Source organism: Spirosoma endophyticum, assembly GCF_900112365.1.
GTDB lineage: Bacteria > Bacteroidota > Bacteroidia > Cytophagales > Spirosomataceae > Spirosoma > Spirosoma endophyticum.
Genome location: NZ_FOLQ01000004.1, coordinates 302,602 through 319,970, shown reverse-complemented (window position 1 = coordinate 319,970; position 17,369 = coordinate 302,602). Strand labels below are relative to the sequence as shown.

Sequence of the window (17,369 nt, the reverse complement as noted above, 5' to 3'; positions counted from 1 at the left end):
TTGACTAGGGTCGCACAAAAGTAAACCAAGTTGACTATGAAGTCAAGTAGGTTGACTATATTTGTAAAATATTTTAGTGAGAAATAGTTCGTTATATTCTTTTTGGCTTTTACGTTCGTGGAAACAGATAAAAATTCTTTTGATTTTGACCAGTATCGGGCCATCCGGGAGCGGTCGATTGGCCGCCTGTTCTGGCGACTTAAACGGTACACGAGTAATTTTATCGAGCCGCGTCTTCACGCGTTGGGATATAAAGATTTCAAAATGAGCTACCTCATGTTCTTATCGAACATTGAAGAAGGAGGCACTACAAATAACGAATTGGCGAAACGGGCTTGCGTAACGAAGCAGATGATGAGTAAAATCGTCGGCTTGCTGGAGGACGAAGGCTATATATACACGCAGAAAAATCCGTCGGATTCCCGTTCCAATATTATTTTCCTGAATGACCGGGGGAAGGAATTATTCGTCACGCTCAAAGGCTGCATGCAGGAGGCCCGCGATAAATTTGATGATATTATCGGTCATGAACGGATGGAGTATGTTCTTGATACCATGGTTACGCTGGCCAATAAGTTGGAAAGTGAAGAACAATAAAGGGATGGATGAAGTAAGATGTATGATATATTGCTTTCGCCGATCAACTGTATCATACACCCTACATTTTTCATCCCATGTTTACGTCCATCAATCCATATAATCAGCGGAAGCTGAAAGCTTATCGTCTCGATACTGGCAACACTATCGAGCGGAAACTTAAACAAGCCGACCGGGCGTTTGCCGACTGGTCGGCTTTGTCATTGCGGGAACGTACTGATTATTTGCGCAAGGTTGGCGGCTATCTAAATACTGAGAAACAACGTTACGCTGAGCTGATGAGCGCTGAAATGGGAAAAACCCTACGCGAAGCCGTAGCCGAAGTGGAGAAATGTGCCGCTGCCTGTACGTTTTACGCCGATCACGCCGAAGCATTTTTAGCCGACGAGTTTATAAAAACAGAGGCTCAGGCAAGTTTCATTACATATCAACCCGTAGGGGCAGTACTAGCCATTATGCCTTGGAACTATCCGTTCTGGCAGGTCATGCGCTTTGCCATTCCGGGCCTGATTGCGGGTAATGTTGGGTTGCTGAAACACGCACCTAATGTGTCTGGATGTTCGCTGGCAATTGAGGAACTGTTTCGGGCGTGTGGTTTACCCGAAGGCGTTTTTCAATCGCTTCTGGTCGATGTTCCAGTTGTCGAAACGTTGCTTAAAGACCGGCGAGTCAAGGCCGTTACACTTACCGGTAGCGGACGGGCGGGATCGTCGGTGGCAAGTATTGCAGGTCGGGAAATCAAGAAATCGGTGCTGGAGCTAGGCGGTTCTGATGCGTTAATCGTGTTAGCTGATGCTGATTTAGACAAAGCTGCTGAAGTAGCTGTTAAGTCGCGGATGCAGAACGCAGGACAGAGTTGTATCGCGGCCAAACGGTTTATTGTTGAGAAATCAGTCAAAAAACAGTTTACAGAACGGGTTCTGGATCAGATAAACCAGATTAAACAGGGCGACCCAATGAACGATGCTACGACAATGGGCCCAATGGCTCGGCTCGATCTTGCCGATTCCATTGAGCGGCAATGTCGTGATACGTTGGCGAAGGGAGCTAAACTATTGACCGGCGATATGAAACGATCAGGTTGCAACGTAGCACCAATGCTGTTGGATAAAGTTAAACCTGGGATGGCGGCTTTCGACGAGGAAACGTTTGGGCCGTTGGCGGTGCTGATTGATGCCAGAGATGAAGCAGATGCAATTCGGCTAGCCAACCAATCGGATTTTGGTCTCGGCTCAGCCCTCTGGATGCAGGATTTAGACAAAGCTGATCGATTGGCGCGGCAAATTCAGGCTGGATCAGTATTCGTAAATGGACTGATGCGTTCCGATGCACGAGTGCCGTTTGGTGGTATCAAAACCTCGGGCTTCGGTCGGGAATTATCAGAAATTGGTATTAAGGAGTTTGTAAACGTGAAGACGATCTGGATCGAAAAAAACTGAGCTACTCGCTAACGTTCTCTGCTTTTTTTTTGTCGTTGCGGGCGTTCAAATACCCTTTAACCACGGTGAACGTAGTGATGGCCAGGAAGAACAGGATGACGTATTGAACGTAGTCGACAATCCAGGGAAACCGTTCGCCGAAGAAATACCCTCCGCCTACCAGGGTGATCACCCAAACGGCTCCACCGATGATATTATAGCTCATAAAAAACTGGAATGGCATGTGAATCAGGCCAGCCAGAAGCGGGGCAAAGGTGCGGACAATTGGCAGGAATCGGGAAATAATCAGCGCACTATTGCCGTATTTGATAAAGGCTTCGCGTGTGTTGTCAATGTACTTCTGCTTGAAAAAAAGCGAGTCAGGCCGGTTTTTAATTCGTCCGCCAAAATAATAACCCGTTAGGTAACCAATCAACGAGCCTATAACCGCTGCTCCAAAAATGCAGGTCAGCAACAGCCATAATGGTACGTTTAACAACTTTATACCGGCAAAAACGCCTGATAAAAATAATAGATAATCTCCTGGCAGGAAGAAGCCAAAAAAGAAGCCGTTCTCCACAAAGACAATGAGCGTAATCAACACCAGACCACCCGTCCGGATGATTTCTTCCGAATTGAGCAGGTAGTGAAAAAAGTTGATAATCTGATCCATAAATAAAGAGCGAAAGAATGAATGAGCGGAAGAGTGAAAAAGAGTTAGTTGTAAATCACTCTTTCGCTCATTCACTCTTTACATATGTTCCGCCAGTTCAAGCCAGCGTTCTGATTTTTCGGCGACGGTTTGATCAATTTGCTCGATTTCCCGCGCCCAGGCCATTAATTGCTCATGAGAACCGCCGGTATTAAGCAGGCTCACTACGTTGCTTTTGTGCTGTTCCAACGACTCAATTTCCTTTTCAAGCGTTTCATATTCCTTGATTTCCTTGAACGACAATTTTCGTTTCGTGCCGTTTGAGCTTCCGTTGGTTGGTGCCGAAGAAACTACCGGCGCAGGTGTTTGGTTCTTGCTGGTCGTTGCGACCGATTTATCATTTTGTGCCGTTTTTTTCGGCTGGGCATCCCGCCAGTCACGATAGTCGGTGTAGTTGCCGGGGAAATCCCGCACTTTTCCTTCACCTTCCATCACAAAAACGTGCTCAACCAGCCGGTCCATGAAGTATCGATCGTGGGTGACGATCAGGACACAGCCCGGAAAATTGAGCAGGAAATCTTCCAGTACGTTCAACGTCATGATGTCCAGATCGTTGGTCGGTTCATCCAGAATCAGGAAGTTCGGATTTTGTACTAACACCAGCAACAATTGCAACCGACGTTTTTCGCCCCCACTTAGTTTAGCAACGAAATCATACTGTTTAGCCCGATCGAACAGGAAACGACTCAACAACTGGGTTGCCGTGATGGTGTCGCCGTTGGCTAATTTCATCACTTCCGCTACGTCCTGCACAACATCGATCACCCGCTGATTTTCGGGTAAATCCAGTTCCGTTTGAGTATAGTAGCCGAACTTTACAGTACCTCCCGTCGTAATTTTCCCCGAATCTGGGCGTAGCTGGCCGGTCAGCATGTTCATCAGCGTGGTTTTACCCATGCCGTTTTTGCCGATCAATCCGACGCGGTCGGGCCGCTTGAATGTATAGGTAAAATGATCAAGCAACACCTTATCACCGAATCGTTTACTCAGATTTTCGACTTCCAGAATCTTGCTGCCAAGCCGGGCCATGCGGAGGTTCAGGTCTAGATCACCGTCGTTACGTTTGCCGCTGGTTTTTTCCTTCAGTTCGTCAAATGCATCAATTCGATACTGAGCTTTTGTTCCCCGTGCTTTCGGCTGTCGACGCATCCACTCCAGCTCGCGTCGGAAGGTATTCCGATCTTTAGCTAATTCGGATGCCGCAGCTGCTTCGCGCTCCTCTTTCTTCTCCAGAAAATACGCGTAGTTGCCTTTATAGGTATATAGCTGTCCATTATCCATTTCGGCAATCTGGTTGCAGACCCGATCCAGAAAATAGCGATCGTGGGAAACCATCAGCAACGTACCGTTATTCGTCGTCAGAAAACTTTCGAGGTATTCAATAGCCTCTAAGTCAAGGTGGTTGGTCGGCTCATCCAGAATCAACAGATCGGGATTTTGAATAAGCACCCGCGCTAGGGCAACCCGCTTCCGTTGCCCACCGGATAGCGAACCAACGCGTTGCTCAACATCCTGAATACCCAGTTCACCCAGAATTTGTCGCATCTGGGATTCGTAATCCCAGGCTTCGTGTTTTTCCATGTCCGACATGGCCCGTTCGAGGGCGGCATGGTCATCGTGGAGAATGGCATGTTCGTAGGCTCGGACGGCATCGAGTTGGGGGCTTTCACCCGCCAGCACGACTTCCATTACGGTCAGAGCATCGTTGAGGTCGGGCTGCTGGTCGAGGTAACCCACCGTAATGTCTTTGCGCTGACTGACAAGACCGGCGTCGGGCGGCATAGCGCCGGCCAGAATTGAGAGCAATGTGGTTTTGCCGGAACCGTTGGCACCAACAATCGCAATTTTATCGCCCCGGCTTATTCCAAATGTAAGGTTCTGGAAGAGGGTACGATCACCGTAGGACTTCTTTAAATTTTCGGCTGATAAATAATTCATATATCTGATAAACCTATAAGGTTTTCTAAACCGCACAGGTTTGAAAGTACAAAGGTACAACAAAGAAAATCGTTCGTACTTTTACCTCTCAATGTTGTCTCTTTTGCCCGTGTAACCCAAAATGTCTCCTAAACATCTCCTTAACGTCATTGCGCTAACAACCGGAACTGTTGTTAGTGCGTATGCACAAACAACCACCGATTTTAAATCCTACACCCAGGTTGTTCCGGGCAGCAACCAGACGTACGCCATGGTCGCCATTCCCGGTGGAAAATTTCTAATGGGTAGCCCCGCGACAGAAAAAGGCCGACAGGCTGATGAAGGCCCACAACATAGCGTATCGATTGAGCCATTTTATATGGGTAAGTATGAGATTACGTGGGATCTCTACGACCTGTTTGCCTTCACGAACATGGAGAAGGAAATGGCAGCAAAGTATACGGAGGCCGATGCGAATCTGACTAAAACAGACGCTACGACACGGCCTAGCCCACCCTATGTGGATATGTCTTTTGGGATGGGTCGGGAGGGGTATCCGGCCATCAACATGACTCAATACGCAGCGATCAAGTTCTGCGCCTGGCTCTACGCCAAAACGGGGATTTTCTATCGTCTGCCAACCGAAGCCGAATGGGAATATGCCTGCCGGGGAAACGACAAGAACGCTACGTTAGCTTATTCGTTCGGAAGCGACGTGAAAAAACTGGGTGAATTCGCTGTCTTTACGGGCAACAGCGGTGGTGCCTATAAGAAAGTCGGTACCAAGAAGCCTAACTCCTTCGGCTTGTATGATATGCACGGTAACGTAATGGAATGGACGAAGGATCAATACGTTGCGGATTATTACAAACAGGTCGCCAGCGGAAAAGTAAAGGAGCCTTATGCACCTACTACTACTCTTTATCCAAACTCTGTACGGGGCGGTTCCTGGGATGACGGTCCGGAGGTACTACGTTCAGCGGCCCGGACACCTTCGGCACCAGCCTGGAAAGTACTCGATCCGCAAAGTCCCAAATCAGACTGGTGGTTAACGTCGGCATCGTTCGTTGGTTTCCGAATCGTGCGGCCCGCCAAAACCCCCGGTGAGGAAGAGATCAAGGCGTATTACGATATTAAGCCAATAAAGGACTACTAAAAAAATGATGAATGATGAATTCGGTTAAGACCCTTAGTAATATCATTCATCCGCACGGGCGGCCCCGATTCATCATTTAAAATGACGTTTCTCCTACTTGGTGCTAACCTCGGCGACCGTGTCCAGACGTTGCGTCGGGCTGTCGAACTAATTACCGAACGCGTTGGCGCGGTGTTTCGACAATCGGGTTTGTACGAGACGGCGCCCTGGGGTGTTGCAGACCAGCCAAGCTATTTAAATCAGGTGGTGGCGGTAGAAACTACGCTGGAGCCGTATGTAGTACTTGGGCAAACGCAGGCCATCGAACAGGAACTCGGCCGTGTCAGATTAGAAAAGTGGGGTGCACGAGTGATCGACATCGATATTCTGTATTATGACCAACTTATTCTGCAAACCGATACGTTGACCATCCCGCATCCGTATCTGCACCAGCGACGATTTACGTTGGTACCACTAACGGAGATTGCACCAGATTTCGTGCATCCTGTTTTGTTGAAAACAAACCTTGAGTTACTGGCGGAGTGTGAGGATAGAGGTGAGGTCACAATTTTTAATTTCAAACCAATATCGCCCCTCCGCTGAAAACGTAGTACCTTTGCACCCAGTTTGTTATCATTTTCTCAAAACATTACCAAATATGTCTGCCACGCTTGACACCGTGAGTTTGTTAGCCGACCGCATTAACGCGCTGGAAGAATCGTCCACGCTGGCGATGACCAAGAAGGCCCGTGAATTGGCCGCGCAGGGCCACAAAGTAATTAGCCTGAGCGTTGGAGAGCCGGATTTTAAAACACCTGCCCACATCTGCGAAGCCGCCAAAAAAGCCATTGATGATGGTTTTCATGGCTATTCGCCCGTTGCTGGTTATCCCGACCTCCGCAAAGCCATTGCTGATAAGTTTAAGCGCGACAATAATATTGATTGGAAACCCGAAAATATCGTCGTGTCAACGGGCGCTAAGCACTCGCTGGCCAATGTCATTCAGGTGCTGATCAACCCCGGCGACGAAGTAATTATTTTCTCGCCCTATTGGGTTAGCTATTCTGAAATGGTGAAGCTGGCGGAAGGGAAGGCCGTAGTCGTTGACGGTAGCTTTGAAAATAATTTCAAAGTGACGCCAGAGCAATTCGAAGCGGCTATTACGGATCGCACCAAGATCGTAATGTATGCATCGCCCAATAATCCAACTGGTTCGATCTATTCGGAAGCTGAACTTCGGGCCATTGCCGACGTAGTGGCTCGCCATGAAAACGTTTTTGTGCTGGCCGACGAAATCTACGAATATATAAACTTCACGCCCGAAGGCCACTTTAGCATGGGCTCAATTCCCGAAATCGCCGAGCGCGTTATTACGGTGAATGGCGTTGCCAAAGGCTACGCCATGACCGGCTGGCGTATTGGCTACATCGGTGCCGCTAAATGGATTGCTGAGGGTGTTGAGAAACTACAGGGACAAGTAACGTCTGGCACAAATTCGATTGCCCAGAAAGCGACGGTTGCTGCGCTGAATGGCCCAATGGAGCCCTCCATGGAAATGGCCAAGGCGTATCATCGCCGTCGCGATTTAGTTGTAAAATTGCTTAAAGAGGTACCGCACTTCCGCACTAACGTACCAGAGGGTGCCTTCTATGCCTTCCCTGATATTAGCTACTACTATGGCAAATCGGATGGTACGACAACGATTGAAAATTCTGATGACTTCGCCGGATGGTTACTTACTACCGCTTACGTAGCAACGGTTGCTGGTTCGGGTTTTGGTGCTCCGGATTGCCTGCGTATTTCGACAGCGGCTTCGGACGAATCACTCGTTGAGGCTGTGCAACGTATCAAAGATGCTGTGGCAACACTGAAATAGGAGTAGAATACAAAAGGTGTAAGGCGTAGAAGGTATAAGTCTCTAAAGATGGGATTTTATGCCTTCTACGCCTTTTTCATTAGGACGAAGAGTTGCCTAAACGCTTAAAAAGCTGATTAATAAAAATATTGACAAAAAAAATGAAGTTATTGCCACAGATACTGTATTTTCAGGGTAACTACATTAAATAAAGCAGTAATTGAGCCAGGTAGGTAACAATATGTTTTGACTTAATCAAATAAGTTAGCTAAATTTTTAACGAACTTTTTGTGACTTGACTTGTTTTTGTACTTAGTCAAGGTTAATTTTGAATATGAATAGAATGTAGTTCCAAGTTATTGTTGCAAGGTTCCTTAATTTGCATAGCCGTAAACTTAACCGTGAAAATTCTGTTAAACCTATGAGAAATTTCCGTATATACATGATTTTCCAATGGGCGTTTTTTCTTCCCATTATTTTACCCTTATGCATAATCTTTGGTGCCTTGCGTGGGATTGTTCAGATGGTTGAGCGAGTGATGGAACAAATAATTTCGGATGTAATGCCTTCGGAACAGACAACAACATTTACCGAACGCTGACATATAGATTGTTATGAATACAACAAGGGCCGCATTTTCTGGGGGACAGAATGTGCGGCCCTTATCATTTCGATAGTTTGTGAGAGAGTTAAAGAAATAAGCAAAATAATGGACTCATCATTCGAAAATGAAATCCATGTTTTTGTCTTTATAATTCTCGTCATCCAAATCGAGAAACTCTTCCCAGAAGGGATCGTTTGGCAAGCCTGCTTTACAAATAATGGGTCGATCCGGTGCTCCGGCTTGTTTTACCGGGTGAATGAAATACAGTCGCCGAGCATGCAGGTAAATTTTCTTATCGGCTACCGCCCGGTCGTAACCGTACTTAACATCACCCCGAATGGGGCTGCCCATGTGCGATAATTGCGCCCGAATCTGGTGAGGCCGACCAGTTATTGGATTCACTTCCAGCAAATAATGTTCGTTAATTCTGCCTAACACCCGATACGATAATTCTGCTCTCTGAGAACCGGGAACCTCATAATCATAAACGGTAACCTGGTTTTTCTGCTCATCTTTAATGAGCCAGTTCACCAGTTTATCCGCGTCCTGGGGCGGTTTCTGCCGAACAACAGCCCAGTAGGTTTTCTGTACCTGCCGTTTGCGGAAAATTTCGTTCATCCGCTCCAGTGCTTTCGATGTACGGGCAAATACGACCAGACCACTTACCGGTCGGTCGAGCCTATGGACTAATCCTAGAAATACTTCGCCCGGTTTATTATATTTTTCCTTGACATAATCTTTCAGTACATCCAGCAACGTAGTATCGCCCGTACGGTCGCCTTGCACCAGAATACCTGGTTCTTTGTTGACAATCAGTAAGTGGTTGTCTTCATAAACGACCTGATATGGTTTCTTTTTCATAAATAATGTGGGCGGAAACGCGTAGTGAAATAAGGAAGCGGGTTTCCACCTGCCTTAGATAACTCAATACGCTTCTTTCTCGTTCGGGAAGTCGTTGGTTTTCACATCGTCTACGTAGTGCGCAATAGCCTCCCTCATAACCTTGTGTAATTCCGCATACCGACGAAGGAAACGGGGTTTAAATTCGTTGTTGATACCGAGCAGATCATGAAAAACCAGGATTTGCCCGTCGGCGTCAGGACCAGCTCCAATACCAATCGTTGGAATCGTGAGGCTCTCCGAAACTTTTTTAGTGAGTGCCGCTGGAATTTTTTCAAGCACTACACCAAAGCAACCAATGTCTTCCAGCAAGTGGGCGTCGTCCATCAATTTCTGTGCTTCGGCGTCCTCTTTAGCCCGCACCGCATACGTACCAAACTTGTAAATAGACTGGGGAGTTAGGCCGAGATGGCCCATTACGGGTACGCCTGCGCTCAAAATGCGAACGATAGAATCTTTAATTTCCAGCCCACCTTCCATCTTCACCGCGTGCGCCCCCGATTCTTTCATGATTCGAATGGCTGACCGCAAGGCCTCCGATGAATTACCCTGATAGGAACCAAACGGTAAATCGACAACCACTAACGCGCGCTTGACACCCCGAACCACCGAACTCGCGTGGTAGATCATCTGGTCGAGCGTAATGGGCAGCGTTGTTTCGTGCCCTGCCATCACGTTGGAGGCAGAATCGCCGACCAGAATTAGTTCGACACCAGCGGCATCGACCACCCGGGCCATTGAATAATCGTAGGCCGTCAGCGCAGAAATTTTCTCGCCTTTGTTTTTTAGCTCCTGAATGGTATGCGTCGTAACGCGCTTGATGTCGGGATTATGAACAGACATTTGACCAGTTATAAAGTTGTCGGGTCGCAAAGTTACAGCGTTGTGCTGGAGTAGTCGCTAACCGAAAGAAATAATGACCCGCTGTCACAACTCTATGACTTTACAATCTAATAACTTTTTACCTTGGCGCTAACCAGGATTCCGGATTGAGTTTTGTGAACTCCTTCCAGATTTGAAACTGCATTTCGGAGACGCCCGTTTTATCGGTTGCTACGGTACCAATGGCCTCGCGGGCTTTCACGCGCTGGCCAGCGCGTACGGCTACGGTACGTAGTTTAGCATATACGGTGAAATAAGTGCCGTGCTGAATGGCCACTACGTTGTTCATGCCCGGTATATTCGTTACATCCTGCACGATACCATCATAAACGGCCCGAACGCTTTCGCCAGCGTTTGTTTGAATATCAACGCCTTGATTATCAACGAAAATTCCTCTTAATACAGCATGAGGTCTACGCCCGAAATGGTCAGAAATAAATCCTTTGGTGACAGGCCAGGGCAAATGAGCGCGTGCAGCAGTGAAGGATGACGCCAGGGCAGTTTCTTCGTCGTTAATGCTGTTATTACGTCGCTCGTCCAGTTTTTTAGGCGCGGCTTCAACTTCCGGTTCTGCTGGTTTTTCAACCTTAGCTATGTCGGCTGGGGCGGGTTTCTCACCAACTTTTTCGGCGGCAGCGATGGCTTCTTCAGCCCGTTTGCGTTCGGCAGCTTTGCGCTCAGCTTCGCGTCGGGCAACCCGTTCGCGCTCGGCTCGTTCTCTGGCTTCGCGTTCGGCCCGCTCAGCCCGTTCGGCCCGTTCTTTGGCTTCACGCGCAACAATGCGCGTGATCATGGCTTCCAGTTGGGCAATCGATCGGCGGCTTTCGGCTAATTCGGCAGCGAGTTCGGTTTCTTTCTGACTTAGTTTTCTTACAACCTGATTTTTTTCTTCTTTTAAAGTTGCCAGATTTTTACTCTCATTTATTTTTGCCCCTATTGTTGATTTTTGGTCCTGGCGTTTACGCTGAGTGGCCTGCTGCTTATCCTGCAACATCGTTTTCACATTGTTCATTTGCCGAACCTGACTTTGGCGGGCATCAGAATATTGACGTAAATACCGGTAGCGGGCAACCAACTGGTTGAAGTTATCAGCGGCAAACAAAAAGCCTAATGGGTTAACCTGCTGACGTCGTTTATCAGCGGCATAAATCATTGATCCATATTCAGCCCTAAGTTTATTTAAATCTCGGGTGAGCGCCGTGCTGGTTTGTTTTAATTCCGAGATCTCAGTTTCGGTAAGCTGGAGGTCTTTATTAAGCAGATTGATTTGCTTCGATTGGGTCTGAATCTGCTGATCAAGGGCCTTCAATTGCCCTAAACCCGCCTGCTTTTCTGAAGCCGTTTGCTTCAGAATGGTACGTATCTGGCTCATTTTCTCCAGATTTCGTCTCTTTTCTACCTCCAAAGCCTGCCGATTGCGCTGTGTTACCTGCGCTTGAGCCGATTGTGTAGGCCTTATCATAGCAAGCCACACCAGCGAGACGACGAACCAATAAACGAACGAAGAAAACGAAAATTTGGGGTACATAAGCTCTTGAAAACCAACTAATTTACTTACGGCCGACGCTTGTAATTAGCCGGGATATTGAACGGAAAGCCTGGAGATTTCTCAACCATTTCAACTTTACTATGCTTGATACGTAGCAGCGTCTGATAAAACTGTCCATCAGTCTTCGACTTGTAATCAAGCGTTACCAGACTGGTGTATGGAAACAGAAAATTACTAAGCGAGGTAAAATCCTCATAATCCAGTCGCAAGGTATTTTTGGTAGGCTGCTCGGTTACCATCAGCTTTTTCAATTTCCGGTCCTGTTCACCAATATAATTCTCGACTAACACTTTACCTTCACTCTGACGTAGCAGTAAGTAATCCCGTTCATTTTTGACTTTTTGGGCAGGCCGTTTGGGGAGTGGTAAATTGCCCACAATCAGGGCTTGCAACAAGTCAAAATTCATGTCGAAATTGAATTGCTTGCTCAACGTTGGGAAGTCGTAAACGGAGTACTCCCGATGAATTTTGTCGATGATAACGATTGAATCCTTCGTAATTAATCCACGAACGGCCTCAATGCCTAATTTCGAAATCGACATCCAGATAAGGCTGTCTTTACGGACCCGAATGTTGACATTGGCGTTATCAATATCCTGGTCACGGCTTTTAAACGATATTTTTGACTTCGCCGTCAGGTACCTGAAATCAATTTCAGCCACGTTGCTGCGGGCTTCTTCAATGCCGGGCCTGGTTGAGAGTGTAGGTGTCGTAGTTGAATCGATCTTACCGGTCGCGGGTAACGTAGCCAGCGTGGAGTCAGGAAGGGATGGTAAGGCTGGAGCCGGTCCTGTAGAGTGCGACATATGATGACGCCGACAACCTTCTGAACACAGCAATACGCTCAGTAATAATGTAACTAGCTGGTATTTAATCATTTGAATTGTTTTCGGCTTTCGGCGTACGTTTTTGAGTTTGGCTGCCAGGATAAGTAAAGATTCCTACCAGCGAAAATCAGAAACTGTCATCTACAGACTAAAACCGTTTTATAACTTTCCAGTGGCTATTTTCTTGTCTAAATCAGTGCTGGTGCCCCCTTTCATTTTTGCCTGTTTCCACTGTTCCATCGCTTTATCTGGCTGTCCAAGTTGATACAGAACATCGCCGTAATGCTCTATAATAGTACCGCTAAGGTTGGCTGTATCAGCGAGTGCTTTTTCCAGGTACTGTTTTGCTTTGGCATAATCTTTCGATACATAGAGCACCCAGGCATAGGTATCCAGATACGTAGCATTGGTCGGATTTCGTTCGACGAGTTTCTGGCCCAGTTGTAGCGCCCGGGGCAGGTTGTCTTTACGTAGCGACAGGAAATAACTGTAATTGTTGAGAACGTGGTCGTTCAAGGGATCAACTTTCAGAACGGCTTCATAAGCCTCATCTGATTTCGCGTGATCGCCAAGTCCATTGTAAGCATCACCTAGCTGGGCGTCAATGCCTTTTTTTAACTCGGTATTTGCACTGGATACCAATAGCTTTTTGCTTTCTTCCAACGCATCAACGGCTTGCTGATACTTGCGCTTGAACAAATTGGCTGATCCGTTGGAATACCAGAACAGACCTTGCGTTGGAAAGACCTCAAGCGCTTTTTCGGAATGCACCAGCAAGCTATCGACCTGATTTAATTCGCCATCCAGTTGAAGCAAGGCTCCCCACACTTCGTAGATCGAGGCATCCAATTGAGCTGCTTTGGCATAGGCGTCCCGGGCTTCTTTCTTTTTGCCTTGCTGCATAAGCAAATCGGCGAGCATGACCTGCGTTTTTGGATCGTTGGGCGAGCTTTTAGCCAGATTCTGAGCCATTCCCAATGCATCCTGTTGTGCACCCGGATTTTTACCTGTTACGTCTACGTAGCTCGACAAAATCCGTGCTTTGAGTCCGGCTTCAAGATTCGGGTTTGCCAGCACCTGATTCAGTTCTTTCGTAACGCGGGCCATGTCGCCTTTCTTGCGGTAGATGTCGGCCAGCAGAACATGGGCTTGCGGTAGATCAGCGCTTAGTTTGAGCGCCCGGTCGATCCACGTAATGGCTTGGTCGGCCCGGTCGTTGGCGATGAGTAGTTCGGCTCCTTCGAGTAAATAATCGGGATCGGTTGGCTCCGATGCTACCAATTTCTCGGCTTCTTCAACGGCCTTATCAATTTTATTCTGCTTTAGATAAATACGCTGTTTCTGCCGGGTAATTTCCTCATTCAAACCCAGTTCCCGCTCCACTTTATTGTACGCTTCGAGTGCTTTGTCGGGCTTTTCATTGAATAAATAAATAGCGGCTAGCTCGACACCATACTCAGCATTCTCAGGACCTTTTTTCACAAGTCCTTCGTAGAGCTGCTCAGCTTCGCTATAGCGCTTTTGTTTGACGTAGAGTTCAGCCAGTAACAGCGCATAAAACTTGTTTTGGCTATCCAACGAATGCGCTTTAGTCGCATACGGAATAGCCTCGGCCGTTTTGCCCGTTTTTAGCAGGGCATTAGCGGTTGAATACTGAGCAGCGGCATTATTAGGGTCTTTTTGCAGGACCTTGGTAAACTGAGCGATGGCCTTTGTTGGTTCATCGGTCATCAGATAACGCATGCCTTCTGTAAACTGCGTTTCTTCTTCCATACGAACCGTACTGGTCGAAGCCGCCTTGGCTAAGGTCGTATCTGCACCTGATTTTGCCCGCCGACGTTGGGCTGATGCTGGTGTAACACTAAACCAAAGAACCAGCCCGAGGCTACCTATCCACCCAATCAGGCGCCGGTTGAGATAAAATTTACATAACGTATCCATGCTGGTCGGCGTATAGAAGAACTTATTTACCAAAACGTGGTCTGCCTCGTTCTATTGCGGCTTTGGGCCAAGTAAACCCCTTAGGCAAAGGTAGTTCAAAATGGCGGAATGTAAGTAATAGGGCATAGGGCATGGCGCATGAGGTAAAAAAAACGATATGGCTCAAGTAGGCTAAACATGCACAATAGATATAAGGACGGGAGGAGAGGGGTATAACTTTTCAATTAACAGGGAGTTTATCTATAGCACAGCAGTAAGGCTGAATGCTCAAAAACTCAAAATCAGTACGCATGGAAACCCTGTATACAGCCACCGTCAGTAATGTTGGTGGGCGCGAAGGCGATGTTAAATCGCTCGATGGTATTTTAGAATTAGATATCAAAAGGCCCGTTGAAATGCATGGCGAAGGCGGAGCTGCCAACCCCGAAATGCTGTTTGCCGCAGCCTATAGCTCATGCTATAATGGCGCACTCATGGCCGTTGCCGAACGACGGAAAGTAATTCTTCCACAACATGCCGTAGAGGTCAGCATCTCGCTCAATAAAGATGGCAACAATATGTTTTTATCAGGGAAGATTACTGTCAAAGCGCCAGGCATGGATCACGACCAGCTACAGCAATTAGCAGAAACGGCTCACAGCGTTTGTCCGTATTCTAAAGCTGTGAAGGGAAATATGGATATGAAAATTGAGGTGATGGTATAAGACAGTCACTAGTCGTCAGTGATTAGTCAATAGGTAACGACATTGATAGCTATTGACTAACCACTGACGACTAGTGATTAATTTCTAGCTCACCGCATCATAGATTTTTACACGCTCCCAAAGATGGGCGCACGTATCGACGAACGCCAAATGACCCGGATGGACCTGATAAGCATCGTGAGCCGCTTTGTCGGCGAAAACCAGCGTCAGGGAAAAGTCATACGAATGATCAATGACGGGTCGGCGGGTTTCGGCGGGCGTACCAACATAAGCTACTGAAATGTCAGTGATGCTTTTTAGGGAGTCAAGACCAGCGCGTAAGGCTTTGTGGTCGTCCTGACTTTCGGGATGTTTGAGCCAGAAAAAAACGGTATGAACGAACATAATATGGGTTGTTAGTGCCTTTGGTAGGCGAGGGCTCGTAAAAATACCAATCTTTCACGCTTTTCTGTTTTTTTAACACGCATTAAACTTTCTGGGAAAACATTTCACTATCTTCATAACGTTATGGGAGTATAGACGGACACAAGTTAAGAGAGGAACGAATGGAGGTGGAAAATAACACTACGAATAACCCTGACCGTCAACCCGGCGACGGCCAACCGAATAAGATTCGGAACAATAAAGCCATCGTTCGGATGCCCATGCTGCTAGGAATTACCCTGGCAGGTGGTATGCTCATTGGCGCTACGTTCTTTGGTGGTACTAAGAGCCTGAATACTATTGGGCGCAGCTACACCAAGTATAGAGAGATTTTGCAACTGATTGAAAATAACTACGTTGATTCGGTTAATACCGACGATCTAGTGGATTATTCGATCACGAAGATGCTTGAAAAACTCGATCCGCACACGGCCTACATGAATCCGCAGGATGCCGTGGCGGCCCGGTCGCAGCTCGAAGGAGGTTTCGACGGCATTGGTGTTGAGTTTAACATTTACAAAGACACTATTTACGTAGTGACACCCCTGGCGGGTGGCCCGTCGGAAGCGGCCGGGATTCAGAGTGGTGACAAGATTATTAAAGTCGACGATGTATCGCTGGCTGGTAAGAAAATCGAAAACAGTGCCGTTTTTAAAGCACTACGTGGCAAACGTGGTACCGAGGTAAAACTCACTATCCTGCGTAAAGGCGATAAGCAGCCGAAAGACTTTGCGATCACGCGTGACCGGATTCCTACCTACTCGGTCGATGCGGCTTATATGATCGATGCCAAAACGGGGTATATTAAGATCAACCGTTTTTCAGAGACGACTTACGACGAGTTTAAAACGGCGATGGCATCGCTCAAGGCTAAAGGAATGACGCAACTGATGATGGATTTGCGCAACAATCCTGGTGGTTACATGGACCGGGCTACGAATATTGCCGACGAATTCATTTCGGGGAATAAACTGCTGGTTTATACCGACGGGAAAGACAGCCGCTACGACCGAAAAACGTACGCTCACATTGACGGACAATTTGAAGAAGGACCGCTGGTTGTGCTGGTTGATGAAGGAAGTGCATCAGCCTCGGAAATTGTGTCCGGTGCGCTGCAGGACCACGACCGGGCGCTGATTGCGGGCCGTCGGTCGTTTGGCAAAGGGCTGGTTCAAATGCCTGTTCAACTCACGGACGGTTCAGAATTGCGCTTGACTATATCCCGTTATTACACGCCAAGCGGCCGAAGTATCCAGAAAAAATACGTACCGGGTCAGGAAGGTGACTATGAAAAAGACCTTGAACTACGCTCAAAACGGGGTGAATACTACATTGCCGATTCCATTAAAAACGATCCTAAACTGAAATTCAAAACCGACGGTGGCCGTGTCGTATATGGGGGTGGTGGTATTACGCCAGACTATTTTATTCCCAGAGATTCTACCTGGCAGACGTCTTACCTAATTCAGCTTTACGGCAAGAACATCATTCGGGAGTTTGCCATGGAATACACGAACGAGAACCTCAAGAAATTTGAGAAAATGCCGTTCGATGAATTCAATCGCACCGTTACGATAAGCGATGAGCAAATGAACCGGTTGGTGAAAGATGCTACGTCTGAAGGAATTAAGTTTAACGAGAAGGAGTATAACCGCTCAAAAAACTATATCCGCAATCAGATAAAGGCGTTGGTGGCACGGACGGTGTATCAGAAAAGCAACAAAGCCGGGCAGAACAACGAGTTCTTTCGGGTTATCAGCCAGACCGACGATACGTATCAAAAAGCGTTGACGCTCTTCGATCGCGCTAATAAACTGGAACACGGCACGATGACCTATAATCAGAAATAAAAGAGAAAAAGGAACAAAGAGAGGAAGGAGACAAAAGGGAAAAGGGAACATAAAC

General features: G+C 47.3%; 15 protein-coding genes. 7 read left to right on the top strand and 8 right to left on the bottom strand.

The window, feature by feature from the left end:
* Positions 1-117 precede the first annotated feature (117 nt).
* Together BM202_RS13285 and BM202_RS13280 are read left to right on the top strand one after the other, a co-directional pair.
* Positions 118-597: a MarR family winged helix-turn-helix transcriptional regulator gene (locus BM202_RS13285; protein WP_245776656.1), complete on the top strand. Its 480-nt coding sequence runs from the start codon at positions 118-120 to the stop codon at positions 595-597.
* A gap of 77 nt (positions 598-674) precedes the next feature.
* Complete coding sequence (locus BM202_RS13280) at positions 675-2,036, top strand: NAD-dependent succinate-semialdehyde dehydrogenase (RefSeq protein ID WP_093826767.1); 1,362 nt, start codon at positions 675-677, stop codon at positions 2,034-2,036.
* 1 nt (position 2,037) lies between these two features.
* Here BM202_RS13280 and BM202_RS13275 read toward each other — a convergent pair whose 3' ends face one another.
* Positions 2,038-2,688: a DedA family protein gene (locus tag BM202_RS13275; RefSeq protein WP_093826765.1), complete on the bottom strand. Its 651-nt coding sequence runs from the start codon at positions 2,686-2,688 to the stop codon at positions 2,038-2,040.
* A gap of 78 nt (positions 2,689-2,766) precedes the next feature.
* Positions 2,767-4,665: an ABC-F family ATP-binding cassette domain-containing protein gene (locus BM202_RS13270; protein WP_093826763.1), complete on the bottom strand. Its 1,899-nt coding sequence runs from the start codon at positions 4,663-4,665 to the stop codon at positions 2,767-2,769.
* A gap of 121 nt (positions 4,666-4,786) precedes the next feature.
* Here BM202_RS13270 and BM202_RS13265 point away from each other — a divergent pair, with 121 nt between their 5' ends.
* The 3 genes from BM202_RS13265 to BM202_RS13255 all read left to right on the top strand — a co-directional run bounded on the left by BM202_RS13265 (position 4,787) and on the right by BM202_RS13255 (position 7,655).
* Positions 4,787-5,800: a formylglycine-generating enzyme family protein gene (locus tag BM202_RS13265; protein WP_093826762.1), complete on the top strand. Its 1,014-nt coding sequence runs from the start codon at positions 4,787-4,789 to the stop codon at positions 5,798-5,800.
* Positions 5,801-5,881: 81 nt separating this feature from the next.
* The gene (gene folK / locus BM202_RS13260; RefSeq protein ID WP_093826760.1) at positions 5,882-6,382 is read left to right on the top strand and encodes a 2-amino-4-hydroxy-6-hydroxymethyldihydropteridine diphosphokinase; all 501 of its coding nucleotides are present in this window, start codon (positions 5,882-5,884) and stop codon (positions 6,380-6,382) included.
* Between the two features lie 55 nt (positions 6,383-6,437).
* Entirely contained in the window at positions 6,438-7,655 is a 1,218-nt protein-coding gene (locus BM202_RS13255; protein WP_093826758.1) for a pyridoxal phosphate-dependent aminotransferase, read from the top strand.
* A 697-nt stretch (positions 7,656-8,352) separates the two neighbouring features.
* Here the strand turns inward: BM202_RS13255 and BM202_RS13245 are convergent.
* The 5 genes from BM202_RS13245 to BM202_RS13225 all read right to left on the bottom strand — a co-directional run bounded on the left by BM202_RS13245 (position 8,353) and on the right by BM202_RS13225 (position 14,337).
* Positions 8,353-9,099 (bottom strand): RluA family pseudouridine synthase, encoded by a 747-nt coding sequence (locus BM202_RS13245; protein ID WP_093826754.1) that lies wholly within the window; start codon positions 9,097-9,099, stop codon positions 8,353-8,355.
* Positions 9,100-9,162: 63 nt separating this feature from the next.
* On the bottom strand, positions 9,163-9,981 hold the full coding sequence (gene panB, locus BM202_RS13240; protein WP_093826752.1) for a 3-methyl-2-oxobutanoate hydroxymethyltransferase: 819 nt from the start codon (positions 9,979-9,981) through the stop codon (positions 9,163-9,165).
* 118 nt (positions 9,982-10,099) lie between these two features.
* Positions 10,100-11,548: a murein hydrolase activator EnvC family protein gene (locus BM202_RS13235; protein WP_093826750.1), complete on the bottom strand. Its 1,449-nt coding sequence runs from the start codon at positions 11,546-11,548 to the stop codon at positions 10,100-10,102.
* Between the two features lie 26 nt (positions 11,549-11,574).
* Positions 11,575-12,375, bottom strand: coding sequence for a lipoprotein insertase outer membrane protein LolB1 (locus tag BM202_RS13230; protein ID WP_245776655.1), 801 nt, complete (start codon positions 12,373-12,375; stop codon positions 11,575-11,577).
* A gap of 180 nt (positions 12,376-12,555) precedes the next feature.
* Entirely contained in the window at positions 12,556-14,337 is a 1,782-nt protein-coding gene (locus tag BM202_RS13225; protein WP_093826746.1) for a tetratricopeptide repeat protein, read from the bottom strand.
* 290 nt (positions 14,338-14,627) lie between these two features.
* Between BM202_RS13225 and BM202_RS13220 the strand changes: the two genes are divergently transcribed.
* Positions 14,628-15,041, top strand: coding sequence for an Ohr family peroxiredoxin (locus BM202_RS13220; protein WP_093827260.1), 414 nt, complete (start codon positions 14,628-14,630; stop codon positions 15,039-15,041).
* 84 nt (positions 15,042-15,125) lie between these two features.
* Here BM202_RS13220 and BM202_RS13215 read toward each other — a convergent pair whose 3' ends face one another.
* Positions 15,126-15,425 carry a Dabb family protein gene (locus tag BM202_RS13215; protein ID WP_093826744.1) on the bottom strand — a complete coding sequence of 100 codons (300 nt, stop codon included), beginning with the start codon at positions 15,423-15,425 and terminating at the stop codon, positions 15,126-15,128.
* A 161-nt stretch (positions 15,426-15,586) separates the two neighbouring features.
* On the opposite strand from BM202_RS13215, the gene BM202_RS13210 reads away from it, so the two are divergent.
* Positions 15,587-17,314: a S41 family peptidase gene (locus BM202_RS13210; protein WP_093826742.1), complete on the top strand. Its 1,728-nt coding sequence runs from the start codon at positions 15,587-15,589 to the stop codon at positions 17,312-17,314.
* Positions 17,315-17,369: the final 55 nt, after the last annotated feature.